The sequence below is a fragment of the Streptomyces sp. JNUCC 64 genome (assembly GCF_054484115.1).
This window is the reverse complement of the sequence record NZ_CM137015.1, coordinates 5,056,135-5,080,569: the sequence shown is the minus strand read 5'-3', so window position 1 is coordinate 5,080,569 and position 24,435 is coordinate 5,056,135. Positions and strand designations below refer to the sequence as shown.

Annotated in this window: 36 protein-coding genes; 3 read left to right on the top strand and 33 right to left on the bottom strand. The window is 69.2% G+C overall.

Annotated elements, in window-relative coordinates:
• Positions 1 to 146: 146 nt before the first annotated feature.
• Together rpsI and rplM are read right to left on the bottom strand one after the other, a co-directional pair.
• Positions 147 to 668, bottom strand: coding sequence for a 30S ribosomal protein S9 (rpsI, locus tag ACVWNX_RS21230; RefSeq protein ID WP_454409049.1), 522 nt, complete (start codon positions 666 to 668; stop codon positions 147 to 149).
• Between the two features lie 42 nt (positions 669 to 710).
• Positions 711 to 1,154 (bottom strand): 50S ribosomal protein L13, encoded by a 444-nt coding sequence (rplM, locus tag ACVWNX_RS21225; RefSeq protein WP_385493593.1) that lies wholly within the window; start codon positions 1,152 to 1,154, stop codon positions 711 to 713.
• A 304-nt stretch (positions 1,155 to 1,458) separates the two neighbouring features.
• Here rplM and ACVWNX_RS21220 point away from each other — a divergent pair, with 304 nt between their 5' ends.
• The gene (locus tag ACVWNX_RS21220) at positions 1,459 to 2,328 is read left to right on the top strand and encodes a hypothetical protein (RefSeq protein ID WP_454409047.1); all 870 of its coding nucleotides are present in this window, start codon (positions 1,459 to 1,461) and stop codon (positions 2,326 to 2,328) included.
• Positions 2,329 to 2,388: 60 nt separating this feature from the next.
• Here the strand turns inward: ACVWNX_RS21220 and truA are convergent, their stop codons facing one another.
• From truA to rpsJ, 31 genes are all read right to left on the bottom strand, one after another.
• A complete protein-coding gene (gene truA, locus ACVWNX_RS21215) occupies positions 2,389 to 3,261 on the bottom strand; it encodes a tRNA pseudouridine(38-40) synthase TruA (protein WP_454409046.1) in 873 nt (290 codons plus the stop codon).
• 108 nt (positions 3,262 to 3,369) lie between these two features.
• Positions 3,370 to 3,882, bottom strand: a complete 513-nt coding sequence (gene rplQ / locus ACVWNX_RS21210) for a 50S ribosomal protein L17 (protein WP_454409044.1) — start codon at positions 3,880 to 3,882, stop codon at positions 3,370 to 3,372.
• A gap of 398 nt (positions 3,883 to 4,280) precedes the next feature.
• On the bottom strand, positions 4,281 to 5,303 hold the full coding sequence (locus ACVWNX_RS21205) for a DNA-directed RNA polymerase subunit alpha (protein ID WP_003966937.1): 1,023 nt from the start codon (positions 5,301 to 5,303) through the stop codon (positions 4,281 to 4,283).
• A gap of 149 nt (positions 5,304 to 5,452) precedes the next feature.
• Entirely contained in the window at positions 5,453 to 5,857 is a 405-nt protein-coding gene (rpsK, locus tag ACVWNX_RS21200; RefSeq protein WP_003948617.1) for a 30S ribosomal protein S11, read from the bottom strand.
• Positions 5,858 to 5,921: 64 nt separating this feature from the next.
• A complete protein-coding gene (gene rpsM, locus ACVWNX_RS21195) occupies positions 5,922 to 6,302 on the bottom strand; it encodes a 30S ribosomal protein S13 (RefSeq protein ID WP_148010033.1) in 381 nt (126 codons plus the stop codon).
• Between the two features lie 195 nt (positions 6,303 to 6,497).
• The gene (gene rpmJ / locus ACVWNX_RS21190; RefSeq protein WP_003974245.1) at positions 6,498 to 6,611 is read right to left on the bottom strand and encodes a 50S ribosomal protein L36; all 114 of its coding nucleotides are present in this window, start codon (positions 6,609 to 6,611) and stop codon (positions 6,498 to 6,500) included.
• Positions 6,612 to 6,689: 78 nt separating this feature from the next.
• Positions 6,690 to 6,911, bottom strand: a complete 222-nt coding sequence (gene infA, locus ACVWNX_RS21185) for a translation initiation factor IF-1 (RefSeq protein WP_003948620.1) — start codon at positions 6,909 to 6,911, stop codon at positions 6,690 to 6,692.
• A 207-nt stretch (positions 6,912 to 7,118) separates the two neighbouring features.
• Positions 7,119 to 7,955 carry a type I methionyl aminopeptidase gene (map, locus tag ACVWNX_RS21180; RefSeq protein ID WP_454409042.1) on the bottom strand — a complete coding sequence of 279 codons (837 nt, stop codon included), beginning with the start codon at positions 7,953 to 7,955 and terminating at the stop codon, positions 7,119 to 7,121.
• Positions 7,956 to 8,884: 929 nt separating this feature from the next.
• A complete protein-coding gene (locus ACVWNX_RS21175; RefSeq protein WP_454409041.1) occupies positions 8,885 to 9,541 on the bottom strand; it encodes an adenylate kinase in 657 nt (218 codons plus the stop codon).
• Positions 9,541 to 10,854, bottom strand: a complete 1,314-nt coding sequence (gene secY, locus ACVWNX_RS21170) for a preprotein translocase subunit SecY (protein ID WP_454409040.1) — start codon at positions 10,852 to 10,854, stop codon at positions 9,541 to 9,543. Before secY ends, ACVWNX_RS21175 begins: the two co-directional genes overlap by 1 nt.
• Before the next feature lie 190 nt (positions 10,855 to 11,044).
• Positions 11,045 to 11,500 carry a 50S ribosomal protein L15 gene (gene rplO / locus ACVWNX_RS21165; protein ID WP_351244500.1) on the bottom strand — a complete coding sequence of 152 codons (456 nt, stop codon included), beginning with the start codon at positions 11,498 to 11,500 and terminating at the stop codon, positions 11,045 to 11,047.
• Between the two features lie 2 nt (positions 11,501 to 11,502).
• On the bottom strand, positions 11,503 to 11,685 hold the full coding sequence (gene rpmD / locus ACVWNX_RS21160; protein ID WP_005313525.1) for a 50S ribosomal protein L30: 183 nt from the start codon (positions 11,683 to 11,685) through the stop codon (positions 11,503 to 11,505).
• Positions 11,685 to 12,290, bottom strand: coding sequence for a 30S ribosomal protein S5 (gene rpsE, locus ACVWNX_RS21155; RefSeq protein WP_016645168.1), 606 nt, complete (start codon positions 12,288 to 12,290; stop codon positions 11,685 to 11,687). The genes rpmD and rpsE overlap by 1 nt, the downstream gene beginning before the upstream one ends.
• 40 nt (positions 12,291 to 12,330) lie before the next feature.
• Complete coding sequence (gene rplR / locus ACVWNX_RS21150) at positions 12,331 to 12,714, bottom strand: 50S ribosomal protein L18 (protein ID WP_454409039.1); 384 nt, start codon at positions 12,712 to 12,714, stop codon at positions 12,331 to 12,333.
• 3 nt (positions 12,715 to 12,717) lie between these two features.
• Positions 12,718 to 13,257, bottom strand: a complete 540-nt coding sequence (gene rplF, locus ACVWNX_RS21145) for a 50S ribosomal protein L6 (RefSeq protein WP_454409038.1) — start codon at positions 13,255 to 13,257, stop codon at positions 12,718 to 12,720.
• 24 nt (positions 13,258 to 13,281) lie between these two features.
• On the bottom strand, positions 13,282 to 13,680 hold the full coding sequence (rpsH, locus tag ACVWNX_RS21140; protein ID WP_043443042.1) for a 30S ribosomal protein S8: 399 nt from the start codon (positions 13,678 to 13,680) through the stop codon (positions 13,282 to 13,284).
• A 238-nt stretch (positions 13,681 to 13,918) separates the two neighbouring features.
• A complete protein-coding gene (locus ACVWNX_RS21135; RefSeq protein WP_003948630.1) occupies positions 13,919 to 14,104 on the bottom strand; it encodes a type Z 30S ribosomal protein S14 in 186 nt (61 codons plus the stop codon).
• Between the two features lie 5 nt (positions 14,105 to 14,109).
• On the bottom strand, positions 14,110 to 14,667 hold the full coding sequence (rplE, locus tag ACVWNX_RS21130; protein WP_454409036.1) for a 50S ribosomal protein L5: 558 nt from the start codon (positions 14,665 to 14,667) through the stop codon (positions 14,110 to 14,112).
• Positions 14,667 to 14,990: a 50S ribosomal protein L24 gene (rplX, locus tag ACVWNX_RS21125; RefSeq protein WP_454409034.1), complete on the bottom strand. Its 324-nt coding sequence runs from the start codon at positions 14,988 to 14,990 to the stop codon at positions 14,667 to 14,669. Before rplX ends, rplE begins: the two co-directional genes overlap by 1 nt.
• Positions 14,991 to 14,992: 2 nt before the next feature.
• Positions 14,993 to 15,361, bottom strand: coding sequence for a 50S ribosomal protein L14 (rplN, locus tag ACVWNX_RS21120; protein WP_003998823.1), 369 nt, complete (start codon positions 15,359 to 15,361; stop codon positions 14,993 to 14,995).
• Between the two features lie 98 nt (positions 15,362 to 15,459).
• Positions 15,460 to 15,744, bottom strand: a complete 285-nt coding sequence (gene rpsQ / locus ACVWNX_RS21115; RefSeq protein WP_282546404.1) for a 30S ribosomal protein S17 — start codon at positions 15,742 to 15,744, stop codon at positions 15,460 to 15,462.
• Complete coding sequence (rpmC, locus tag ACVWNX_RS21110) at positions 15,744 to 15,968, bottom strand: 50S ribosomal protein L29 (protein ID WP_059079052.1); 225 nt, start codon at positions 15,966 to 15,968, stop codon at positions 15,744 to 15,746. The genes rpsQ and rpmC overlap by 1 nt, the downstream gene beginning before the upstream one ends.
• Positions 15,968 to 16,387, bottom strand: coding sequence for a 50S ribosomal protein L16 (gene rplP / locus ACVWNX_RS21105; protein WP_188276384.1), 420 nt, complete (start codon positions 16,385 to 16,387; stop codon positions 15,968 to 15,970). Before rplP ends, rpmC begins: the two co-directional genes overlap by 1 nt.
• Positions 16,388 to 16,390: 3 nt before the next feature.
• Positions 16,391 to 17,233 carry a 30S ribosomal protein S3 gene (gene rpsC / locus ACVWNX_RS21100; RefSeq protein ID WP_454409032.1) on the bottom strand — a complete coding sequence of 281 codons (843 nt, stop codon included), beginning with the start codon at positions 17,231 to 17,233 and terminating at the stop codon, positions 16,391 to 16,393.
• Positions 17,233 to 17,580, bottom strand: a complete 348-nt coding sequence (rplV, locus tag ACVWNX_RS21095) for a 50S ribosomal protein L22 (RefSeq protein WP_351244511.1) — start codon at positions 17,578 to 17,580, stop codon at positions 17,233 to 17,235. The genes rpsC and rplV overlap by 1 nt, the downstream gene beginning before the upstream one ends.
• Before the next feature lie 49 nt (positions 17,581 to 17,629).
• Positions 17,630 to 17,911, bottom strand: a complete 282-nt coding sequence (rpsS, locus tag ACVWNX_RS21090; protein ID WP_010036728.1) for a 30S ribosomal protein S19 — start codon at positions 17,909 to 17,911, stop codon at positions 17,630 to 17,632.
• Positions 17,912 to 17,923: 12 nt separating this feature from the next.
• Positions 17,924 to 18,760, bottom strand: a complete 837-nt coding sequence (rplB, locus tag ACVWNX_RS21085) for a 50S ribosomal protein L2 (RefSeq protein WP_351244514.1) — start codon at positions 18,758 to 18,760, stop codon at positions 17,924 to 17,926.
• A gap of 38 nt (positions 18,761 to 18,798) precedes the next feature.
• A complete protein-coding gene (gene rplW / locus ACVWNX_RS21080) occupies positions 18,799 to 19,215 on the bottom strand; it encodes a 50S ribosomal protein L23 (protein ID WP_454409031.1) in 417 nt (138 codons plus the stop codon).
• Positions 19,215 to 19,871, bottom strand: coding sequence for a 50S ribosomal protein L4 (gene rplD / locus ACVWNX_RS21075; RefSeq protein WP_454409029.1), 657 nt, complete (start codon positions 19,869 to 19,871; stop codon positions 19,215 to 19,217). The genes rplW and rplD overlap by 1 nt, the downstream gene beginning before the upstream one ends.
• 8 nt (positions 19,872 to 19,879) lie before the next feature.
• Complete coding sequence (gene rplC / locus ACVWNX_RS21070; RefSeq protein WP_351244520.1) at positions 19,880 to 20,524, bottom strand: 50S ribosomal protein L3; 645 nt, start codon at positions 20,522 to 20,524, stop codon at positions 19,880 to 19,882.
• A gap of 17 nt (positions 20,525 to 20,541) precedes the next feature.
• Positions 20,542 to 20,850 carry a 30S ribosomal protein S10 gene (rpsJ, locus tag ACVWNX_RS21065; RefSeq protein WP_003948644.1) on the bottom strand — a complete coding sequence of 103 codons (309 nt, stop codon included), beginning with the start codon at positions 20,848 to 20,850 and terminating at the stop codon, positions 20,542 to 20,544.
• Between the two features lie 741 nt (positions 20,851 to 21,591).
• Here rpsJ and ACVWNX_RS21060 point away from each other — a divergent pair.
• Together ACVWNX_RS21060 and ACVWNX_RS21055 are read left to right on the top strand one after the other, a co-directional pair.
• Entirely contained in the window at positions 21,592 to 22,995 is a 1,404-nt protein-coding gene (locus ACVWNX_RS21060; RefSeq protein ID WP_454409027.1) for a hypothetical protein, read from the top strand.
• A 419-nt stretch (positions 22,996 to 23,414) separates the two neighbouring features.
• Positions 23,415 to 24,344: a class I SAM-dependent methyltransferase gene (locus ACVWNX_RS21055; protein ID WP_454409025.1), complete on the top strand. Its 930-nt coding sequence runs from the start codon at positions 23,415 to 23,417 to the stop codon at positions 24,342 to 24,344.
• The last annotated feature ends 91 nt before the right edge of the window (positions 24,345 to 24,435 follow it).

Sequence of the window (24,435 nt, the reverse complement as noted above, 5' to 3'; positions counted from 1 at the left end):
CACACCGGGCCGCCGGTACGGTTATCGGCCCGGTGCTCCCGACACCTGTATACGCCCCGAACGCCCGTAAAACGAACGCCCCGGCTGCACAGAGGCGTGCCGCCGGGGCGAACGGGTGGTGCTGAGCGGTCCAGTCCCGCCGGGGACTAGCGCTTGCTGTACTGCGGGGCCTTGCGGGCCTTCTTGAGACCGGCCTTCTTGCGCTCGACCGCACGGTCGTCGCGGCGCAGGAAGCCCGCCTTCTTCAGCGCGCCGCGGTTGTTGTCCACGTCGGCCTCGTTCAGGGCGCGGGCCACGCCGAGGCGCAGGGCACCGGCCTGACCGGAGACGCCGCCACCGGCGATCCGGGCGACGACGTCGTAACGACCGTCGAGCTCCAGGACCTTGAACGGCTCGTTGACTTCCTGCTGGTGCACCTTGTTGGGGAAGTAGTCCTCAAGGGTGCGACCGTTGATCTTCCACTTGCCGGTGCCCGGAACGATCCGGACGCGGGCGATGGCGTTCTTGCGACGGCCCAGGCCGGCGGCCGGCTGCGGGTCGCCGAAGCGGCCCGCGAGGCTCTCGGAGGTGTAGTCGCCCTCGACGGAAAGCTCCGTCTCGGTGGTGTACTGCTCGATGTCGACAACCTCGGTGTCGTCGAGAGGCTGCTCAACGGTGGTCTCGGCCACGATTCTCCTCAGATTCTGTTTCGTCTTAGGGGGTGGCCGGAACTACTGCGCGACCTGGGTGATCTCGAACGGCACCGGCTGCTGGGCAGCGTGCGGGTGCTGGTCGCCCGAGTAGACCTTCAGCTTCGAGAGCATCTGACGGCCGAGGGTGTTCTTCGGCAGCATGCCCTTGACGGCCTTCTCGACGGCCTTCTCGGGGTTCTTGGCGAGCAGCTCGTCGTAGCGGACGGAGCGCAGACCGCCCGGGTAACCGGAGTGGCGGTACGCCATCTTCTGGGTCTTCTTGTTGCCGGACAGGTGCACCTTGTCGGCGTTGATGATGATGACGAAGTCACCGGTGTCGACGTGCGGGGCGTAGATCGGCTTGTGCTTGCCCCGGAGAAGGGACGCGGCGGTCGACGCCAGACGGCCCAGGACGATGTCCTGGGCATCGATGACGTGCCACTGGCGGGTGACATCGCCGGGCTTGGGGCTGTACGTACGCACGGTTCGTAGCCTTCGATTCTTCAGTGAGTGGGTCCTGACAAGGCCACCGAAGACGATCACGACAGCCATGGCCGCACATCGGTGACGCATACCGAGTGCTTGCCGCTGGTCATCAGCCCGGTGGACCGGTGTAAGGGCCCCTCACGTGAGAATGAGCAAGCCAATACACATAACGAACCAGAAGAATACCCACCACCCCCCGGACGGGTCAAAACGATCTCCCGGTTGCCCGACGGACCACCCGGTGTGCCCACCCTGACCCGGGCACGTCACTCCCGGCGACCCCGCCAGTACACTGCGGGCCATGAGTTTCGGGCAGGGGGGACCCGCACACGGCCCCGACGGACCACGCGCACCCTGGGACGACGGCGGACCGGGCGGCTCCACCCCGGACTGGGCGGCCCTGGCGGACGTCTCGGCGTCCCGGGGCCGCCGCAAACGGCTGTTCCTGGTCGTCGGCGCCGTGCTCTCCAGCGTCGCGGTCGGCGCGGTGGTCGCCCTGGCGATCGTCAACACGGACGGATCGGGCGGCGACGAGGCCGCCCCCAGCACCCCGGTGAGCGCCTCCACCAGCGCGAGCGGCGCCCCGGCCCCCTCCTTCGCCGCGACGACGCCCCCGCCGCCGCCGGACCCCAAGGACTTCATCTCCAGCGCGGCCAAGGACAAGGCCCCCATCAGCGCGGACAGCCTGTTCCCCGGCCCCGAGCTGACCATGGGCGGCACGGTGTACCGCCGGGGCGCCGACGCCAGCACCACCGACTGCGCGAGCGCGGCCCGGGGCGACCTCGCCCGGCTGCTCACCGAGCAGGGCTGCACCCGGCTGATGCGCGCGACCTACGCCAAGGACGGGGTCGCGGTCACCGTGGGCGTCGCCCTCTTCGACACCTCCGCGCGGGCCGCCGAGGTCAGGAAGCGCGCCGACAAGGGCAACCTGCTCGCCCTGGGCGGCTCCGGGGTCTCCCCCTTCTGCACCACCGCCGTCTGCCGGACCACGGCCAACGCCTACGGGCGCTACGCGTACCTCACCGTCGCCGGACACACCGGCGGCCGGAACGTCACCGAGGCGGACCGCGCGGTCTTCCGCACCGGCGACGACCTCGCGGAGTTCGCCTTCCGGCAGATCATCCGCCGGGGCGAGGCCCAGGCGTCGGCCGCCGCCGAACGCCCCCTGTGACCCCGGGCGCGGCCCGGTCTCACCGGACGGTCCCGGTGCCGGGGGCGCCCGGTCAGCCGGTCAGCAGCAGCCCGCGGCCGCCGCGCCGGCCGGGGGCAGGGTGCGCCGGTTGCGGGCCTCCCGGCCGCGCGCGGCCAGCAGCTCGTCCGCCGGGTAGCCGACCTCCTCCAGGGTGAGCCCGTGCGGCCGCACCACGTGCACCGCCGAGTCCCGCACCCCGGCGGCCAGCACCTTCGCGGGCCACTCGGGCCCCCGGTGCCCGTCCCCGACGAACAGCAGCGCCCCGATCAGCGAGCGCACCATGTTGTGGCAGAACGCGTCGGCGCGGACCGTCGCGGTGACGATCCCGTCGGCGCCGCGCTCCAGCCGCAGCTCCTGGAGGGTGCGGATGGTGGTGGCGCCCTCCCGCCGCTTGCAGTAGGCGGCGAAGTCGTGCTCCCCGAGCAGCCCCCGCGCGGCCTCGTTCATGGCCTCGACGTCCAGCGGCCAGTCGTGCCAGAGGACGTGTCCGCGCAGCAGCGGGTCCACTCCGCCCGGGTGGTCGGTCACCCGGTACGCGTACCGCCGCCAGACGGCCGAGAACCGCGCGTCGAACCCGGCGGGCGCCTCCTCGGCCCGCCACACCCGGACGTCCTTGGGGAGCCGTCCCGCGAGCCGCTTCAGCAGCTTCTCGCGGTGCTCCGCCCAGAGCCCGGCGGGCAGGTCCACGTGGGACACCTGGCCCCGGGCGTGCACCCCGGCGTCGGTGCGGCCCGCCACCGTCAGCTCGTGGACGGTCTCCCCCGACCGGGTCACGGTCCGCAACGCGTCCTCCAGCACGCCCTGGACGGTCCGCTGCCCCCGGGCCTGCTTGGCCCACCCGGAGAACTCCGTGCCGTCGTACGACAGGTCCAGCCGCACCCGGACGTACCCGGGCTCCACCTCGTCACTCACAGTCCCATCCTCCCAGCGAAGAGCCGTCCGGCCACCGTCCGGACCACGGCAGACGAAAGCGGGCCCGCCCCCGAGGGGCGGACCCGCTTCCCGAACACGCGCGAAGCGTCAGGCGTCCTTGGACTCGCCCTCGGCGTCGGCGGGCTTGGCGTCCTCGACGGCCTCGGCCGCGGGGGCCTCGGCGGCGTCCTTCTTGAGGGCGTCCTCCTTGACGGCGCGCTTGGTCGCCGCCTCGGCCTCACCGGTGGCCTCCTGGGCCACGGTCAGGGCCTCCACCAGCTCGATGACCGCCATGGGCGCGTTGTCGCCGCGACGGTTGCCGATCTTGGTGATACGGGTGTAGCCACCCGGGCGGTTCTCGTAGCGCGGGCCGATCTCCGTGAAGAGCGTGTGCACGACGCTCTTGTCGGTGATGACCTGGAGCACCTGGCGGCGGTTGTGAAGGTCGCCCTTCTTCGCCTTGGTGACCAGACGCTCGGCGTAGGGCCGCAGACGACGGGCCTTGGCCTCGGTGGTGGTGATGCGGCCGTGCTCGAAGAGCGACTTGGCGAGGTTCGCCAGCAGCAGCTTCTCGTGCGCGGCGCTGCCGCCCAGACGGGCACCCTTGGCGGGCTTCGGCATGGTGTTTCTCCTTGTGTGCTGCACCGGCCGTGTCAGGTACCGATGACAGTTCCCGCGAGGCGGACGCCCCGCGGAAGGGTGTGTTCAGACCGGGAGCCGAGACTCCCGGCAAGCCGCATCGAGCCCGTCCGGCGCTTGAGGACAAGGCCGAAGGCCGGGCCCGAACGGATACGGCCCACCGGAGCCGAAGCCCACGGCGAACCGCGTCCAGCCCGTCCGGCGCTTGAGGACAAGGCCGGAGGCCGGGCCCGAACGGATACGGCCCACCGGAGCCGAAGCCCACGGCGAACCGCGTCCAGCCCGTCCGGCGCTTGAGGACAAGGCCGGAGGCCGGGCTCGAACGGCAACCGCCCACCGGCGGGACACCCGGAGAACCGGGCCGCCCCGCCGGACGGCGACTAGTACTGCTCGGTCTCGACGAACCCGGCGTCCGCGTCGTCGTCGGCGCCGAAGGCGTCGGCGGCGGCGGTCGGGTCGAATCCGGGCGGGCTGTCCTTGAGGGCCAGGCCCATGCCGGCCAGCTTCGCCTTGACCTCGTCGATGGACTTCGCACCGAAGTTGCGGATGTCCAGCAGGTCCGCCTCGGAGCGGGCGACGAGCTCACCCACGGAGTGGATGCCCTCGCGCTTGAGGCAGTTGTAGGAGCGGACGGTGAGTTCCAGCTCCTCGATCGGCAGCGCGAGGTCGGCGGCGAGGGCGGCGTCCGTCGGGGACGGGCCCATGTCGATGCCCTCGGCGTCGATGTTCAGCTCGCGGGCGAGACCGAACAGCTCGACCAGGGTCTTGCCCGCGGACGCCATGGCGTCACGGGGGCGCATGGCCTGCTTGGTCTCGACGTCGACGATGAGCTTGTCGAAGTCGGTGCGCTGCTCGACTCGGGTCGCCTCGACCTTGTAGGTGACCTTGAGGACCGGCGAGTAGATCGAGTCGACCGGGATGCGGCCGATCTCCTGGCCGACCTGCTTGTTCTGCACGGCGGAGACGTAGCCGCGACCGCGCTCGACGGTCAACTCCATCTCCAGCTTGCCCTTGCCGTTCAGCGTGGCGAGGACGAGGTCGGGGTTGTGCACCTCGACACCGGCCGGGGGCGCGATGTCGGCGGCGGTGACCAGACCCGGGCCCTGCTTGCGCAGGTACATCACGACCGGCTCGTCGTGCTCCGAGGAGACGACCAGCTGCTTGATGTTGAGGATCAGGTCGGTGACGTCCTCCTTGACGCCCGGCACGGTGGTGAACTCGTGCAGGACCCCGTCGATCCGGATCGACGTGACCGCCGCGCCGGGGATCGAGGAGAGGAGGGTGCGGCGCAGGGAGTTGCCGAGGGTGTAACCGAAGCCCGGCTCCAGCGGCTCGATCACGAACCGGGAACGGAACTCGTCAACGACCTCTTCGGTCAACGAGGGACGCTGAGCGATCAGCATGTGGGGATCAGATCCTTCTGTCGTGGACGCCCACTATTTGACGTCCGACGGGTACCGCGTACAGACAAGGGTACGGGCGACACACCCCCCGAAGGCGGTGTGTCGCCCGAAGCCCGGCATCGACCACGGGTGCGCTGGGCGCACCTGGGTCAGACGCGCCTCCGCTTCGGGGGGCGGCAGCCGTTGTGCGGGGTGGGGGTGACGTCCTGGATGGAGCCGACCTCGAGCCCGGTCGCCTGGAGCGAGCGGATCGCGGTCTCACGGCCGGAGCCGGGGCCCTTGACGAAGACGTCGACCTTGCGCATGCCGTGCTCCTGCGCGCGGCGCGCGGCCGACTCGGCGGCCATCTGCGCGGCGAACGGGGTCGACTTGCGGGAGCCCTTGAAGCCGACGTGGCCGGCGGAGGCCCAGGAGATCACGTTGCCCGTGGGGTCCGTGATCGAGACGATGGTGTTGTTGAACGTGCTCTTGATGTGGGCGTGCCCGTGAGCGACGTTCTTCTTTTCCTTGCGGCGCACCTTCTTGGCAGCGCCCTGACGACCCTTGGGGGGCATCTCTATCTCCTACGGGAGGTGGTCGGTCCTACAGCGAAGACCGCTGACGAGCGTCCGCTGCGGACTACTTCTTGCCCGGCTTCTTCTTACCGGCGATGGCGCGACGCGGGCCCTTGCGGGTGCGGGCGTTGGTGCTGGTGCGCTGTCCGTGGACGGGCAGGCCGCGGCGGTGGCGCAGACCCTGGTAGCAGCCGATCTCGACCTTGCGGCGGATGTCCGCCTGGATCTCGCGACGGAGGTCACCCTCGGTCTTGAGGTTGGCGTCCACGTACTCGCGGATCTTGACCAGCTCCTCCTCGGAGAGGTCGCGAACGCGGGTGTTCGGGTTCACACCGGTCTCGGCCAGCGTCTGCTGGGAAAGGGTCCGGCCGATGCCGAACACGTAGGTGAGGGCGACCTCCACACGCTTTTCGCGCGGGATGTCAACACCGGAAACGCGTGCCATTCAATGGCTCCAGTTGATTCTTCGGAGGTCTTCCGCAGGACGATTCCCCTCCGCCGACCCCCGAGGGGGTGGTACGGAGCGGGTCCCCGGCCTCCGACCGGGGGTGTCGGACCGCTGACGGTCCGGGTCCTGCGTATGTACACGTCGTGCTTGCGTCGCGCGAGTTCTGCGAAGTGCAGAGGGTGCGGTCGTGCGTCAGCCCTGGCGCTGCTTGTGGCGCGGGTTGTCGCAGATGACCATGACCCGACCGTGACGGCGGATCACCCTGCACTTGTCGCAGATCTTCTTGACGCTCGGCTTGACCTTCATGGGTGTGAGGTTCTCCGGGTCAGTGCCACCACCCCGGACCCGGACCGTACGGTCCGTGACCCGGGGTGCGGGCAAGATCTACTTGTAGCGGTAGACGATCCGGCCACGCGTCAGGTCGTACGGAGACAGCTCCACCACGACCCGGTCGTCAGGGAGGATACGGATGTAGTGCATCCGCATCTTGCCGCTGATGTGTGCCAGGACCTGGTGGCCGTTCTGGAGCTCGACCTTGAACATGGCGTTCGGAAGAGACTCGACGACAGTGCCCTCGATCTCGATGGCACCTTGCTTCTTGGCCACGCTTCGCCCTTCGAATCGACTACCTTGGCCGGCCTCGCTCACCCCGCCGTCCGCATGAGGACACACGGGTACACGAGAGCCGACGAGTCAGTCTACGTCAGCGCTCCAGGAAACACGAATCGGGGAATGATGCCCCATGACGGAGATCCCTAAGCGCCACGACACGGGGCACCGCCCCGATGGACCCGCACGTCACGGGCCCGGACGTCAGCCCAGCGGGTCCGGGGCGGCCGTGACCCCGTACTCGGCGAGCTTCGCCCTGCCGCCGTCGGGGGCGGTGAGCACCAGCGGGCCCTCCTCGGTGAGCGCCACCGAGTGCTCCCAGTGCGAGGACCAGCTGCCGTCCGTGGTGACCACGGTCCAGTCGTCCTCCAGCACCGCGGTCTTCGGCGTGCCGAGCGACACCATCGGCTCGATCGCCAGGCAGAACCCGGGCACCAGCTTGGGGCCCTTGCCCCGGCGGCGCTCCACGTAGTTCAGCAGGTGCGGCTCCATGTGCATCTCGGTGCCGATGCCGTGCCCGCCGTAGTCCTGGACGATCCCGTACTTCCCGCCGCCGACGCGGGGCTGGCGGCGGATGTACGTCTCGATCGCCCGGGAGACGTCGACCAGCCGGTTGCCCGCCTTCATCGCGGCGATCCCGGCCCACATGGACTCCTCGGTCACCCGGGACAGCTCGACCAGCTCCGGGGCGTGACCGGAGCCCACGAACGCGGTGAACGCGGCGTCGCCGTGCCAGCCGTCGATGATCGCGCCCGCGTCCACCGAGATGACGTCCCCGTCCTTGAGGACCACCTCGTCGCTCGGGATGCCGTGGACGACGACCTCGTTCACCGAGGTGCAGATGGTGGCGGGGAACCCGCCGTACCCGAGGAAGTTCGAGGTGGCGCCGTGCTCGGCGATCACCTTGCGGGCGACCTCGTCGAGGTCCTTGGTCGTCGCCCCGGGCACCGCGGCCTCACGCGTGGCCGCGTGCACCGCGGCCACGACCAGTCCCGCCGCCCGCATCTTGGCGATCTGGTCGGGGGTCTTGATCTGCACCATGGCGGCGGGGGCCTTTCTCCAACGTTTCAGCGGTCTCCCCCCACGATACGGACCCCCACGCCTCCCCGTTCCCCTCCCCGGCCCCCGCCCCCCGGCACGGAACGCCCCCGAAGACCGCGCGGCCCACCGGGGCCTCCACTGCGGCCACCCACCACCGGCCCCCGGCCGTGGCCACCCACCACCGTGGCCGCTCACGCGGTTCCCCCGGCCCCGGGCCCCGCCCCGCGAGGCCCACCAATCGTTCCCACCATGGCCGCCTGCGGGCGGTGGGGGCCCTCGCGCCCCTCCGGCGCACTGCCGCCCCCGGGTCCGTCGTGGCCGATCGCGCCGTTCCCCGCGCCCCTACGGGTGCGTCCCGGCGGGCGTGCGGTGTGCGGAACGAGCGCGACCCGGGAGTGCGGGGGGGGGCTTTCCGCCGTTGGTACCGCGCGGGTGCGTCGTGGGCTGATCGCGCCGTTCCCCGCGCCCCTTCCCTCCGTGGGTCTTCCGGCCGTCGCCGTCTACCGGTGCGTGGGGGCTGAGCGCGCCGTTCCCCGCGCCCCTGCGGGGCCCCGTTCCGGGCCCCGGCCCCGCCAGGGGCGCCCTTCAGGGGCGCGGGGAACGGCGCGAGCAACCCCCCACCACCCGCAGAAGAAAACGACCCGAGAACCCACGGCGGTAAGGGGCGCGAGGAACTGCGCGAGGAACCCCCACCACCCGCAGGAGGAAACGACCGGGGGCCCACGGCGGGAAAGGGGCGCGGGGAACTGCGCGAAGAGCCCGCCACGGGCCGGAGGCCGACAGCGGCGAGGCGGGAGCCCGGGGCACCGGTCCGGGCCCGGGCGCCCCGGAAAAGCGACCGGGCCCCGGCCGGAACGCGGGGGCGGTGAGCCCCCGGGTCCCGGGCCGGGGCCCGGACACGGAGCGTGGTGACGCCGTACCGCGAGGTACTACGCGTCGCGAACCTTCAGCGCGGCCATCGCCCGCGAGGTGACGTCCTCGACCTTCCCGAGCGCGGAGATGGTCACGACCAGCCCCTGCTCCCGGTAGTAGTCGATGATCGGCTCGGTCTGCGTGTGGTAGACCTCGAGCCGCTTCCGCACGGTCCCCTCGCTGTCGTCCTCACGCTGGTACAGCTCCCCGCCGCAGGTGTCGCAGACACCCTCGGTCTCGGGCTTCTTGTACGTCACGTGGAACACGTGGCTGGAGTCCTTGCGGCAGATGCGCCGTCCGGCGATCCGCTTGACCACCTCGTCCTCGGGGACCTCGAGGTCCAGCACCGCGTCCAGCTTCATGGACTCGGCGGCGAGCGTCTCGTCCAGGGCCTCGGCCTGGGAGACGTTCCGCGGGAACCCGTCGAGCAGGAACCCGCCCTCGGCGTCCGGCTGCTCCATGCGGTCCTTGGCCATCCCGATGGTGACCTCGTCGGGAACCAGGTTGCCGGCGTCCATGAACGCCTTGGCCTGCTTGCCCAGCTCCGTGCCCTGGCTGATGTTGGCACGGAAGAGGTCGCCCGTGGAGATGTGCGGGATCGACAGGTTCTTGGCGAGGAACGCGGCCTGCGTACCCTTGCCCGCACCGGGCGGCCCGACGAGGACGATTCGCATCAGCGGAGGAACCCTTCGTAATTGCGCTGCTGGAGCTGGCTCTCGATCTGCTTCACCGTCTCGAGTCCCACGCCGACGATGATGAGGATGCTGGTGCCACCGAACGGGAAGTTCTGGTTGGCACCGAAGCCTGCCAACGCCATTGTCGGCACCAGAGCGATCAGCCCCAGATACAGCGAACCCGGCCAGGTGATCCGGTTGAGTACGTAGCTCAGGTACTCAGCGGTCGGTCGGCCAGCCCGGATGCCCGGGATGAAGCCACCATACTTCTTCATGTTGTCCGCGACTTCCTCGGGGTTAAACGAGATGGCCACGTAGAAGAAGGCGAAGAAAACGATCAGCACGAAGTACGTGACGATGTAAACCGGGTGGTTACCCGTGCTCAGGTTGCGTTCGATCCACGTCTTCCAGTCCGACGTGCCGCCCGCGAACTGGGCCACGAGTGCCGGGATGTACAGCAGTGACGAGGCGAAGATGACCGGGATCACACCCGCCTGGTTGACCTTCAGCGGGATGTAGGTGGAGGTTCCGCCGTAGGAACGGCGGCCGATCATCCGCTTCGCGTACTGGACCGGGATGCGCCGCTGCGCCTGCTCGACGAAGACGACGAGGGCGACCATCACCAGACCGACGAGGATCACGGTGGCGAACTCGATCCAGCCGTCGGCCAGCGAGCCCTGCTCCTTGATCGCCCAGAGGGAGGCGGGGAAGGTGGCGGCGATCGAGATGAACATCAGGATCGACATGCCGTTGCCGATGCCGCGGTCGGTGATCAGCTCACCGAGCCACATGACGACGGCGGTACCGGCGGTCATCACGATGACCATGGTGATGGTCACGAAGATCGACTGATCGGGAACGATCTCTCCCGCGCGGGCACAGCCCTGGAACAGGGTGCCGGTGCGCGCGGTGGCGACCAGGCCGGTGCCCTGGAGCACGGCCAGCGCGATGGTGAGGTATCGGGTGTACTGGGTGATCTTCGCCGTACCGGACTGGCCCTCCTTCTTGAGGGCTTCCAGCCGGGGGATGACCACTGTCAGCAGCTGGAGAATGATGCTCGCCGTGATGTACGGCATGATGCCGAGCGCGAAGACCGTGATCTGGAGCAGCGCGCCACCACTGAGCATATTGACCAGACCGAACAGACCCTGGCTGGTTTTGGCCTGGTCCACACAGAACTGGACATTCTCGTAGTTGACGCCGGGAATCGGCACATGGGTGCCGATCCGGTAGATCACGATGATGCCGAGCGTGAAGAGCAGCTTCTTGCGCAGGTCGGGCGTCTTGAACGCCCGGGAGAACGCGCTGAGCACGGTGCCTCCTGCGACCCCCGCGCACGTGCGTCAGAGGTGACGGTCTTGAGGTTTCGACAAAGGAGTAAGGAAGAACAGATAGACAACAACGCTCGCCACCTTACCGGCGAGCGTAGGCCCCGTGGAACGACCAACCGGGGATACCCCTTTTGTGGGGTATCCCCGGTGGGATCGCTCAGTTCACCGTGGCTCAGACGAGCTCGGTGACGGTACCGCCGGCGGCGGTGATCTTCTCCTTGGCGGAGCCGGAGACGGCATCGACCGTCACCGTCAGCGCCACGGAGACCTCACCCTGGCCGAGGACCTTGACGAGGCTGTTCTTGCGGACGGCACCCTTGGCGACCAGGTCGGCAACGGTGACCTCCCCACCCTCGGGGTAGAGGGCGGCGAGCTTGTCCAGGTTCACGACCTGGTACTCGGTCCGGAACGGGTTCTTGAAACCCTTCAGCTTCGGGAGACGCATGTGGAGGGGCATCTGGCCACCCTCGAAGCGCTCCGGAACCTGGTAACGGGCCTTGGTGCCCTTGGTACCACGACCGGCCGTCTTACCCTTCGACGCCTCACCACGACCGACACGGGTCTTCGCGGTCTTGGCGCCGGGGGCGGGACGGAGGTTGTGGACCCGCAGCGGGTTCTGCTCCGCCATGATTAGTCGACCTCCTCGACCGTCACGAGGTGGCGGACGGTGTGCACCATTCCGCGGAACTCGGGGCGGTCCTCCTTGACGACCACGTCGTTCAGGCGCTTGAGCCCGAGCGAACGCAGGGTGTCACGGTGGTTCTGCTTGCTGCCGATGTACGACTTCGTCTGCGTGATCTTGAGGCGGGCCATTACGCACCCGCCCCGGCACGCGCACGGAGCAGGGCCGCGGGGGCCACGTCCTCGAGGGGCAGACCGCGGCGGGCCGCGATCTCCTCGGGACGCTGGAGGCCCTTGAGGGCCGCCACGGTCGCGTGCACGATGTTGATCGCGTTGTCGGAGCCGAGCGACTTCGACAGGATGTCGTGGACGCCGGCGCACTCGAGCACCGCGCGCACCGGGCCACCGGCGATAACGCCCGTACCGGGGGAAGCCGGCTTGAGCAGGACGACGCCCGCAGCCTTCTCGCCCTGGATCGGGTGGGGGATGGTGCCCTGGATGCGGGGGACCTTGAAGAAGTGCTTCTTGGCCTCCTCAACACCCTTGGCGATGGCGGCCGGCACCTCCTTGGCCTTGCCGTATCCGACACCCACGGTGCCGTCACCGTCGCCCACCACGACCAGCGCGGTAAAGCTGAAGCGACGACCACCCTTCACAACCTTGGCGACGCGGTTGATCGCGACAACGCGCTCAACGTACGCGGTCTTCTCGGCGGCAGCTGCGCCGCCGTCACGGCCCTTCCGGTCCCGCCGCTCGCCGCCACCGGCACCGCCACCGCGGCGCTGGGGTCCAGCCATGGGAATTACCTCTCTCTGTTTCCGCTAGCTACGAGCCGGCTTAGAACTTGAGCCCGGCCTCGCGGGCGGCGTCGGCCAGGGCGGCGATGCGCCCGGCGTACTGGTTGCCACCGCGGTCGAACACGACGGCCTCGACACCGGCGGCCTTGGCGCGCTCGGCGACCAGGGAACCGACCTGCTTGGCCTGTGCCGACTTGTCGCCCTCGCCACCGCGGATGCTGGTGTCCAGGGTCGACGCGGACGCAAGGGTGTGACCCTTGAGGTCGTCGATGACCTGAGCGACGATGTGGCGGTTCGAGCGCGTCACGACCAGGCGCGGACGCTCGGCCGTACCGGAGACCTTCTTGCGGATCCGGATGTGGCGGCGCTTGATGGCGGCGCGCTTGTACGCGTCACCCTTGGCGATCTTCGTGCCGTATGCCATGGGTTACTTACCCGCCTTTCCGACCTTGCGGCGGATGACTTCGCCCTCGTACTTGACGCCCTTGGCCTTGTACGGGTCGGGCTTGCGAAGCTTGCGGATGTTGGCCGCGACCTCGCCGACCTTCTGCTTGTCGATGCCCTCGACCGAGAGACGGGTCGGGGACTCCACCTTGAAGGCGATGCCCTCGGGCGCCTCGACCGTGATCGGGTGGCTGTAGCCCAGCGCGAACTCCAGGTTGGAGCCCTTCGCCTGGACGCGGTAGCCGACACCGCTGATCTCGAGCTTCTTCACGTAACCCTGGGTCACGCCGGTGATCATGTTCGCCACCAGCGTGCGGGACAGGCCGTGGAGGGCCTTGTTCTGCCGCTCGTCGTTGGGGCGGGTCACCTGGAGGGTGCCGTCCTCGCCCTTCTCGATCGCGATCGGGGCCACGATCGTGTGGGTCAGGGAGCCCTTGGGACCCTTCACCAGGACCGTACGGCCGTCGATGGTGACGTCCACGCCGGCGGGAACCGTGATGGGGAGCTTGCCAATGCGCGACATAGCTGTTTCCTCCGTTCCCTTCCGCTACCAGACGTAGGCGAGGACTTCCCCACCCACGCCCTTCTTGCCGGCCTGCTTGTCGGTGAGGAGCCCGTGCGACGTGGAGATGATCGCCACGCCCAGGCCGCCCAGCACCTTCGGCAGGTTGGTGGACTTCGCGTACACCCGGAGACCGGGCTTGGAGATGCGCTTGATCCCCGCGATGGAGCGCTCACGGTTGGGGCCGAACTTCAGCTCCAGGACGAGGTTCTTGCCGACCTCGGCGTCCTCGACCTTCCAGCCCGTGATGAAGCCCTCCTGCTGGAGGATCTCCGCGATGTGCGACTTGATCTTGCTGTGCGGCATGCCCACGGAGTCGTGGTACGCCGAGTTCGCGTTACGCAGACGGGTCAGCATGTCTGCGATCGGATCAGTCATGGTCATGAATTGGCCTTCGGCCTCTCTCGCCGGGGTTTCCTGTATGCGCCATCCCTCTCCCCACACTGGGGCGGGACGGGTGCGGCGCGGGGACCTACGGCGTAGTAAGCGTTGTCAGCGGGCACGAGGCCCGCATGTGTGACGGGCGGCAGACGCCCAACCCTCCTAGCCTAAGCCATGGAGGGCCGGGCCCCTGCCGACCCGATGCCTACCGAGAGCGTCCGGTGGTTCCCGAAAGGGGGAACTACCAGCTGCTCTTGGTCACGCCCGGCAGCTCGCCGCGGTGAGCCATCTCACGAAGGCACACGCGGCAGAGGCCGAACTTGCGGTAGACGGAATGCGGACGGCCGCAGCGCTGGCAGCGGGTGTAGCCACGCACACCGAACTTGGGCTTGCGGGCGGCCTTGGCAATCAGAGCCTTCTTCGCCATCTCGCTCACGCCTCCTTGAAGGGGAAGCCGAGGTGACGAAGGAGCGCGCGGCCCTCAGCGTCGTTGGTCGCCGTGGTGACCACGGTGATGTCCATACCCCGGACACGGTCGATCTTGTCCTGGTCGATCTCGTGGAACATGACCTGCTCCGTGAGACCGAAGGTGTAGTTGCCACGGCCGTCGAACTGCTTGGGCGACAGGCCGCGGAAGTCGCGGATGCGCGGCAGCGCGAGCGACAGGGTGCGGTCCAGGAACTCCCACATGCGGTCACCACGGAGGGTGACGTGGGCGCCGATCGGCTGGCCCTCACGCAGCTTGAACTGCGCGATGGACTTGCGGGCCTTGGTCACGGCGGGCTTCTGACCGGTGATCGTGGTGAGGTCCTTGATGGCACCCTCGATCAGCTTGGAGTCGCGGGCGGCGTCGCCCACACCCATGTTGACCACGATCTTCACGAGGCCGGGAACCTGCATGACGTTCTCGTAGGAGAACTCCTCACGCAGCTTGCCGATGATCTCCTCGCGGTACTTCGTCTTGAGACGCGGGATGGTGGTGGTCGTCATCAGATGTCCTCACCCGTCCGCTTGGCAACGCGGATCTTGTTGCCCTCGTCGTCGAAGCGGTACCCGACGCGGGTGACGACCTTCTTGCCGTCCTTCTCCACGACGAGCTGGACGTTGCTCACGTGAACCGGCGCCTCGGTGGTCACGATGCCGCCGGCCTGGGAGCCACGCGCCGTCGGACCGGCCTTGGTGTGCTTCTTGACCCGGTTGACACCCTCGACCAGGACGCGGTCCTCGCGGGGGAAGGCCGCGATGACCTTGCCCTGCTTGCCCTTGTCCTTGCCGGTGATGACCTGAACCAGGTCGCCCTTCTTGATCTTCATGCTTACAGCACCTCCGGCGCGAGCGAGATGATCTTCATGAACTTCTTCTCGCGCAGCTCACGGCCGACCGGGCCGAAGATACGGGTGCCGCGGGGGTCGCCGTCGTTCTTGAGGATGACGGCGGCGTTCTCGTCGAAACGGATGTACGAGCCGTCGGGACGGCGGCGCTCCTTGACGGTGCGAACGATGACGGCCTTGACGACGTCACCCTTCTTCACGTTGCCGCCGGGGATCGCGTCCTTGACGGTGGCGACGATGACGTCGCCGATGCCCGCGTAGCGACGACCGGAGCCACCGAGAACGCGGATGCAAAGGATTTCCTTCGCGCCCGTGTTGTCGGCGACGCGCAGTCGCGACTCCTGCTGGATCACGTCTATCTCCTGATTGTCTGCCGGTTCCCCGGGGGCCGCTTGCGGCGGCCCCCGGAGCCTGGCGGAACGGGACTCGAAGGGTTACCCCTCCGAGCTGATTACTTGGCCTTCTCGAGGATCTCGACGACGCGCCAGCGCTTGGTGGCGGACAGCGGCCGGGTCTCCATCAGGAGGACGCGGTCGCCGACGCCGGCGGCGTTCTGCTCGTCGTGCGCCTTGAGCTTGTTCGTACGGCGGATGACCTTGCCGTACAGGGCGTGCTTGACGCGGTCCTCGACGGCGACGACGACGGTCTTGTCCATCTTGTCGCTGACGACGAGACCCTCGCGGGTCTTGCGGAAGCCGCGGGCGGCGGTCTCTTCAGTCACGTTCTTCTCGCTCATCAGGCGTTCTCCACCGTCTCGATGCCGAGCTCACGCTCGCGCATGAGGGTGTAGATACGGGCGATGTCCTTGCGGACGGCCTTGAGCCGACCGTGGTTCTCAAGCTGGCCCGTCGCCGCCTGGAAGCGGAGGTTGAACAGCTCTTCCTTGGCCTCGCGGAGCTTGTTGAGGAGCTCCTCGTTGCCCAGCTCGCGCAGCTCGGACGCCTTGGTACCGGCCGACATCACGCTTCACCTGCCTCGCGCCGGACAATGCGGCACTTCATCGGAAGCTTGTGAGCAGCGCGGGTAAGCGCCTCACGCGCAATCTTCTCGTTCGGGTAGGACAGCTCGAACATCACCCGGCCCGGGTGAACGTTCGCGATCCACCACTCGGGGGAACCCTTACCGGAACCCATGCGGGTCTCGGCGGGCTTCTTGGTGAGCGGACGGTCCGGGTAGATGTTGATCCAGACCTTGCCGCCACGCTTGATGTGGCGGGTCATCGCGATACGAGCGGCCTCGATCTGACGGTTCGTCACGTACGCCGGCGTGAGGGCCTGGATGCCGTACTCGCCGAACGCGACGGTCGTCCCGCCCTTGGCCTGACCACGCCGCTTGGGGTGGTGCTGCTTGCGGTGCTTGACCCTACGGGGGATCAGCATGGGTCAGCTCTCCGTTCCGGTGCTCTCAGCGGCCGGAGCGGCGGTCTCGGCGGGAGCCTCGGCCTTGGGGGCCTCAGCACCGGCGGACTGCTGCTGCGGCCGACGGCCACGGCCACCGCGCTCGCCACCGCGGCCACCACGGCCGGCGGGACGGTCGGCGCCACCACGGGCCGGACGGTTGCCGGCGCGGGCGGCGGCGTTCTCGGCGCGGACCTCGGCGATGTTCTTGACGTCGCCCTTGTAGATCCACACCTTGACGCCGATGCGGCCGAAGGTGGTCTTGGCCTCGAAGAAGCCGTAGTCCACGTTCGCGCGGAGCGTGTGCAGGGGCACACGGCCCTCGCGGTAGAACTCCGAGCGGGACATCTCGGCACCGCCGAGACGGCCACCACACTGGATCTTGATGCCCTTGGCGCCCGCCTTCATCGCCGACTGCATGCTCTTGCGCATGGCACGACGGAAGGAGACGCGGGAGGACAGCTGCTCGGCGACGGCCTGGGCCACCAGCTGAGCGTCCGTCTCCGGGTTCTTGACCTCGAGGATGTTCAGCTGGACCTGCTTGCCGGTCAGCTTCTCCAGGTCACCGCGGATGCGGTCGGCCTCGGCGCCGCGGCGGCCGATGACGATGCCGGGACGCGCGGTGTGGATGTCCACCCGCACACGGTCACGGGTGCGCTCGATCTCCACCTTCGAGATGCCGGCGCGCTCCATGCCGGACGTCATCATCCGACGGATGGCGACGTCTTCCTTGACGTAGTCCTTGTACAGCTTGTCGGCATACCAGCGGGACTTGAAGTCCGTGGTGACGCCGAGCCGGAACCCATGCGGGTTAACCTTCTGGCCCATTACCGGGTTCCTTCCTTGCTGCTGACGACCACGGTGATGTGGCTGGTCCGCTTGCGGATCCGGTAGGCGCGGCCCTGGGCACGCGGACGGAACCGCTTCAGGGTCGGGCCCTCGTCGACGAACGCCTCGCTCACGAAGAGCGAAGAGGCGTCCGTGTGGTCGTAGTTGTGCGCGGCGTTGGCGATGGCGCTGTCCAGCACCTTGCCGACCGGCACGCTCGCGGCCTGCGGGGCGAAACGCAGGACCGCCTGAGCCTCCGTGGCGTCCATGCCACGGATCAGGTCCACCACGCGGCGGGCCTTCATGGGCGTGACGCGGATGTACCGCGCCTGGGCCCTGGCTTCCATGGTTGTCCCTTCAGTGTCTGACACGTTCGTCATGGTCGTTCACCCCGCTTTAGCGGCGCTTCGACTTCCGGTCGTCCTTGACGTGACCCCGGAAGGTGCGGGTCGGCGAGAACTCGCCGAGCTTGTGGCCGACCATCGACTCGGTGACGAACACCGGGATGTGGGTCTTGCCGTTGTGCACCGCGATCGTGTGGCCGAGCATGGCCGGGACGATCATCGAGCGGCGGGACCAGGTCTTGATGACGTTCTTGGTGCCTGCTTCGTTCTGGGCGTCCACCTTCTTGATCAGGTGGTCGTCGACGAAGGGCCCCTTCTTGAGACTCCGCGGCATCTAAACCCGCTCCTAGCGCTTCTTGTTCGTCTTGCGGCGGCGGACGATGTACTTGTTCGACGCCTTCTTGGGCGAACGAGTACGACCCTCCTTCTGACCCCACGGGGAGACCGGGTGGCGACCACCGGAGGTCTTGCCCTCACCACCACCGTGCGGGTGGTCGACCGGGTTCATCGCCACACCGCGAACGGTCGGGCGAACGCCCAGCCAGCGCTTGCGGCCGGCCTTGCCCCAGTTGATGTTCGACTGCTCGGCGTTGCCGACCTCGCCGACGGTGGCGCGGCAGCGCACGTCGACCAGGCGGATCTCGCCGGACGGCATCCGGAGGTGCGCCATGGCGCCCTCCTTCGCCAGCAGCTGCACGGAGGCACCGGCGGAGCGGGCGAACTTGGCGCCGCCGCCCGGACGGAGCTCGATCGCGTGGATCGTGGTACCGACGGGGATGTTGCGCAGGGCGAGGTTGTTGCCCGGCTTGATGTCGGCCCCGGGACCGTTCTCGACGCGGTCGCCCTGCTGCAGGTTGCGCGGGGCGAGGATGTAGCGCTTCTCGCCGTCCGCGTAGTGCAGCAGCGCGATGCGCGCGGTGCGGTTGGGGTCGTACTCGATGTGCGCGACCTTCGCCGGCACGCCGTCCTTGTCGTGACGACGGAAGTCGATCACGCGGTAGGCGCGCTTGTGTCCGCCACCCTGGTGGCGAACGGTCACACGACCGGCGTTGTTACGGCCGCCCTTGCTGTGCAGAGGGCGGACCAGCGACTTCTCCGGCGTGGACCGCGTGATCTCGACGAAGTCGGCGACGCTGGAGCCACGACGGCCCGGAGTCGTCGGCTTGTACTTGCGGATACCCATTTCTCAGTCCTCGTCCGATATCGGACCAGGGCGCTCCGTTAGGAGGCCTGGCCGAAGATGTCGATACGGTCGCCCTCGGCGAGGGTCACGATGGCGCGCTTGGTGTTGGCACGCTTGCCGAAACCGGTGCGGGTGCGCTTGCGCTTGCCCTGGCGGTTGATCGTGTTGACCCCGGTGACCTTGACCTCGAAGACCGCCTGGACGGCCTGCTTGATCTGGGTCTTGTTGGCCCGCGGGTCGACGACGAACGTGTACTTGTTCTCGTCGAGCAGCGCGTAGCTCTTCTCGGAGACGACCGGCTTGAGCAGCACGTCACGGGGGTCCGTGAAGGACTTGCTCAGCGGGGTCTCAACGGTGTTCTTGCCCTCGGTGGCGTGGCGCTTCGCCTTGGCGATGCGCGCGGCCTTGGCGGCCTTGGCCGCCTTGGGGGCGATGCTCGGGTGACGCGTAGCCATCAGGCGTCACTCCCTTCGGTCTCAGTGGCCGTGGCGGGGCCGGACACGAAGGACTCGAAGGCGGCCTGGGTGAAGACCACGTCCTCGGAGCGGATCACGTCGTACGTGTTCAGCTGGCCCGGCTCCAGGATGTGCACCTGGGGCAGGTTGCGGGCGGAGAGCCACGCGGCCTCGTCGGCGCGGTCGACGACCAGGAGCAGGTTCTTGCGCTCGCTGATCTTGCCGAACAGCGTCCGGGCGGCCTTCGTGGACGGGTCCGTGCCCTCGATCACGCCGGTGACGACGTGGATGCGCTGGTTGCGGGCCCGGTCGGTGAGGGCACCGCGCAGGGCGGCGGCCTTCATCTTCTTGGGCGTCCGCTGGGAGTAGTCGCGCGGCACGGGGCCGTGCACGACGCCACCACCGGCGAACTGCGGAGCGCGGGTCGAACCCTGGCGGGCGCGGCCGGTGCCCTTCTGGCGGTACGGCTTGCGCCCACCGCCGCGGACCTCTCCGCGCCTCTTGGTCTTGTGCGTGCCCTGACGGGCAGCGGCCAGCTGGGCGACGACGACCTGGTGGATCAGCGGAATGCTGACCTTGGCGTCGAAGATCTCCGCGGGGAGTTCGACGGTCCCGGTCTTGTCGCCAGCGGGCGAAAGGATGTCAATGGTGCTCATCGGTTACCTCAGGCCCCCTTGGCCGCGGTACGGACCAGGACGAGGCCGCCGTTCGGACCGGGAACCGCGCCCTTGATGAGCAGCAGACCCTTCTCCGCGTCAACGGCGTGGACGGTCAGGTTCTGGGTGGTGACCCGCTCGTTGCCCATGCGGCCCGCCATGCGCAGGCCCTTGAACACGCGGCCCGGGGTGGCGCAGCCACCGATGGAGCCCGGCGAGCGGTGCTTGCGCTGGGTGCCGTGTCCGGCGCCGAGGCCACGGAAGTTGTGGCGCTTCATGACACCGGCGAAGCCCTTGCCCTTGCTCTTGCCGGTGACGTCGACCTTGACGCCCGCCTCGAAGGTCTCGGCGGTGAGCTCCTGGCCGAGGGCGTACTCGCTGGCGTCAGCGGTACGGATCTCGACGAGGTGGCGGCGCGGGGTGACGTCGGCCTTGGCGAAGTGGCCCTTGAGGGGCTTGTTCACCTTGCGCGGGTCGATCTCGCCGAAGGCGATCTGGACCGACTCGTAGCCGTCGGCGTCATTCGTACGGACCTGGGTGACGATGCAGGGTCCGGCCTTCACCACGGTCACGGGGACGACACGGTTGTTCTCGTCCCAGACCTGGGTCATGCCGAGCTTCTCGCCCAGGATTCCCTTGATCTGCTTGGTCATCTCGTTACACCGACCCCTCAGAGCTTGATCTCGATGTCGACCCCGGCCGGGAGGTCGAGTCGCATCAGAGAGTCAACGGTCTTGGGCGTCGGGTCGAGGATGTCGATCAGGCGCTTGTGCGTGCGCATCTCGAAGTGCTCGCGCGAGTCCTTGTACTTGTGCGGCGACTTGATGACGCAGTACACGTTCTTCTCAGTGGGCAGCGGCACCGGGCCCGCGACCGACGCACCAGTGCGGGTCACCGTCTCGACGATCTTCTTCGCCGAGGAGTCGATGACCTCGTGGTCGTAGGCCTTGAGCCGGATGCGGATCTTCTGTCCCGCCATGGCTACTTCGTAGTCCTGTCTGCTAGTGAACGCTCTGGCACCCCGGAGAGTCGTTCCGGTTCCCTCCTCCGACCCACGCGGTCGGGCGTGTCGCGGTCCCGCTGACAGGGATGTCCCTTGGAGGACGTCCCATCGAGGGGATCGCGGTACGGGACCGCGGGTCGGGGGCGAAAACCACCCACCGGGCGCCTGGCCGGCATCGCGCTGACACTTCCCGGAAGATTCCCGTACGTCCGCCCCAGCGCTGCCTGACGGCAGATAAGGGCGACGAGTACTGTGGGACTCGCTTCCGGTCCTCCCGGCGGGAGGCGCGCAGCATCGATACTCAACCGAGCAACCCCGACAGTCTGCCATACGGGGCATGACCCTGGCCAATCGAGCCGTAGAGAGTACCCCACGGCACGGAGCGCCACACACGTCCCGCCGCCCGCCCTGCCGGGAGCGACGGCCCCGGGGGCCCAGACGCCGCCCCGGACCCCCTCCGACCTGCTCCGGAGCCCCGCCGGTCCGGCCCTGACGGGTCCCGTCGGCCTCCGGGCGCGCCCCCGGTCCGACCGGAGCGGAGACCGCCGGGGCGCCCCCTCTCCCTCTCCGGCCCGCCCGCTCCCGGACGGCGGAACCACCCGGACGCCCGTGAACCGTGACGTTCCCGACAGCTCCCCTCCCCGCCCGCCGGCCTCCCCCGGGCGGCCGTCATAGTGAGCGCTTCACTGTGTTACCGAGCAGATACGGGGACGAACCATGGGGGCCTGGACGAGGACGGCGGCCGGAGCCGTCGCCGCGATCGCCGCGCTGTCGCTGACCGCGTGCGGAGAAGGGGACGGGGACCCGGGGGGCTCGGAGAAGCCCGCCCGGAGCGAGGGACGGGACGGCGGGAAGAAGGAGGGGGACGGAGCGAAGGGCGGGAGCCCGTCGCCGGAGCCGTCCGTGGCACGGGCGGAGCGGAAGCCCCTGCCCGCGGCCTTCGACAACACCAAGGGCTGGGTGCTGGAGGAGCCGGAGGGCGCCGGGACGTTCACCGGCGACCCGGCCATCGGACCGGACAGCGGTCTGCTGCTGGCCCAGACGAACTCCGCCGACGGCGCCACGACCCGGGTCGTGGCGTACGACGGGCGCACCGGCGCGCTCCGGTGGAGCGGGAAGCCGGTGGCCCGGCCCGAGCCCGAGTCGAGCGCCCCGGGATACGAGGACGTCGAGCTGTTCGTGGTGCGCGAGGGCGGCGAGGAGTACGCCGTGCTCGCCGTGACGGGATCCGAGGGCGGCGACGGGGTGACGAAGGAGAAGGACGTGACCCGCGTCGCCGCGTATCCGACGTCCGGGTCCACCGACGGCGGGAAGGCGGTGGCACCGGTCCGGGTCACCGACCTGCCCGGGGTGGCCGCCGAGGAGATCACGGCGGCCCGGCACCGCGGCATCGTCCTGGTGGCCGCCGACGATGCCAAGACCGCGGCGAACGCGGTGACGGGCGAGGTGACCGAGTACCAGGACGAGGGCGAGGAGATCGGAGCGCCCGGGTCCTGCTGGAAGGACTCGTTCTCCTCGTGCGAGACCAACTCCACGGTGGTCGGGCACACCCCGGCGGGCGTGCTGGTGGACGGGGCGCACGCCTTCTGGTCGGGCGACTGGTACAGCGAGGACTTCGCCCCGGCCACGACGGTGCGGGACGACGGCACGAACAGACTGGAGGCGTCCGGGACGCCCGAGGGGCAGGTGCTCGCGCCCTGGCCGGTCAAGGGCGGCGACTGGCCGGACTTCAAGGGGGAGCACGAGTGGATCTGGGCGGTCCACGACGGGCGGACCGGCAAGGTCCTGGCCTCCGTCGGCTGTGAGCACCCGGAGAAGCCCACGGAGATGTGGCAGTCGACGGACGGCCGGTACGTCGCCGTGGACTCCGTCGTCCTCGACCTCCGGGAGAAGCGGGGCCACTGCTTCCAGGAGACCGACGACCGCGAGCGCGTCACGTTCGACTTCGTGGACGGGGACGGCACGGCGTACGGGAGGGCCGGAAGCCGGTACGACGGCACCGAGGTGTCCGTGGACCTCTCCACCGGGAAGGTGTCCCCCCTGCCGGAGGACACGGTCCTGCCCGATCTGATCAGCCCCGACCTGGCGGTCGTCGGCGAGGAGGTCTTCCCGCGCGGATGAGCGGTCCCGTCCGGGCCTCGGGGGGCGTCCGGCTGACCAAGAAAGCCGGCGCCCTGCCCCGCCCGCGCGGGGAGGCCGACGCGGGCCGGACGGGCGGCGGGGCGCGCCCGGCGGAACGCGCCCCGCCGGGCGGGGGCCTCCGCCCGCACGTCAACTCAGGGATATCCATGATCCGTTCGGGGAATGGATCACGCGTCCGAAGCCCCGTACCGGCCCCCACACCGGTGCGGGCACCACCCCTGCCCCGCACCGCCTCCGCACCCGCACCCGCACCCGCACCCGCACCCGCACCCGCAGCAACCTGACGCCCACCCCCCTGGCACCGACTGGCACCGACTGGCACCGACTGGCACCGACGCACGCGTACGACCCAGAGCACGTCTTCCCGGCCGTTCCGATGTCCGAAAGGCTCCTCTCCCTTGCGCGCACAGACGCCGACCTCCGTCCCCGAGCCCTCCCCCACCCTGCTCGAACGGTTCCCCGCCCTCCAGCGCGGACTGGACCGGCTGGAGCGCAGACCCACCGCCTACGGTCTGGCGATGTGGGCGACCGGGTTCCTCAAACCGGTCTTCCTCGACCACATGATCACCCCCCAGCCCCGGGCCGAACTGGCGCCCGTGCGGAAGCTGTTGGAGGAGGGGCGCAAGGGGTACGCCGAGCGGCTGACCGGGTTCCTCGACCACGCCGAGCACCTCGCCCGCATCCCCGTGGACGGGCTGGAGCGGGCGTCCACCCCCTACTGGGGCAACACCTGGCTGCCACCGATGGACGCGCTCGCCCTGTACGGGATCCTCGCCGAACAGCGACCGGCGCGGTACCTGGAGATCGGCTCCGGCAACTCCACCAAGTTCGCCCGGCGGGCGGTCAGCGACCTGGGGCTGCCGACCCGGATCACCTCGATCGACCCCCGGCCCCGGGCCCGGATCGACGACCTCTGCGACGAGGTGGTCCGGGTGCCGCTCCAGGACGCGGACCACGCGGTGTTCGAGGAGCTGGAGGCCGGTGACGTCCTCTTCCTCGACGGCTCGCACCGGCTCCACATGGGGTCGGACGTGATGGTCTTCTTCTTCGAGCTGCTCCCCCGGCTGAAGCCCGGGGTGCTGATCCAGGTGCACGACATCATGCTGCCGGGGGACTACCCGGAATCCTGGCGGTGGCGGCTGTACTCCGAGCAGTACCTGCTGGCGGCGCTGCTCACGGCGGCGCCCGAACGGTTCGGGGTGCTCCTGCCGAACGCGTTCGTCCACGGCGACCCCGAGCTGCGGGAGGTGCTGCGGCCCCTGTGGCAGCGGCTCGGGGTGACCCGGCACTTCGCGCCCGCCTCCTTCTGGTGGCGGCACCAGGGCTGACGGCACGGCGCACGGGGCCGGCCCCCGGTCCCGTGCGCACGCTTCGGCGGCCCGGTTCCCCTCTTGGACCCGGGCCGCCGAAGCGTCAACC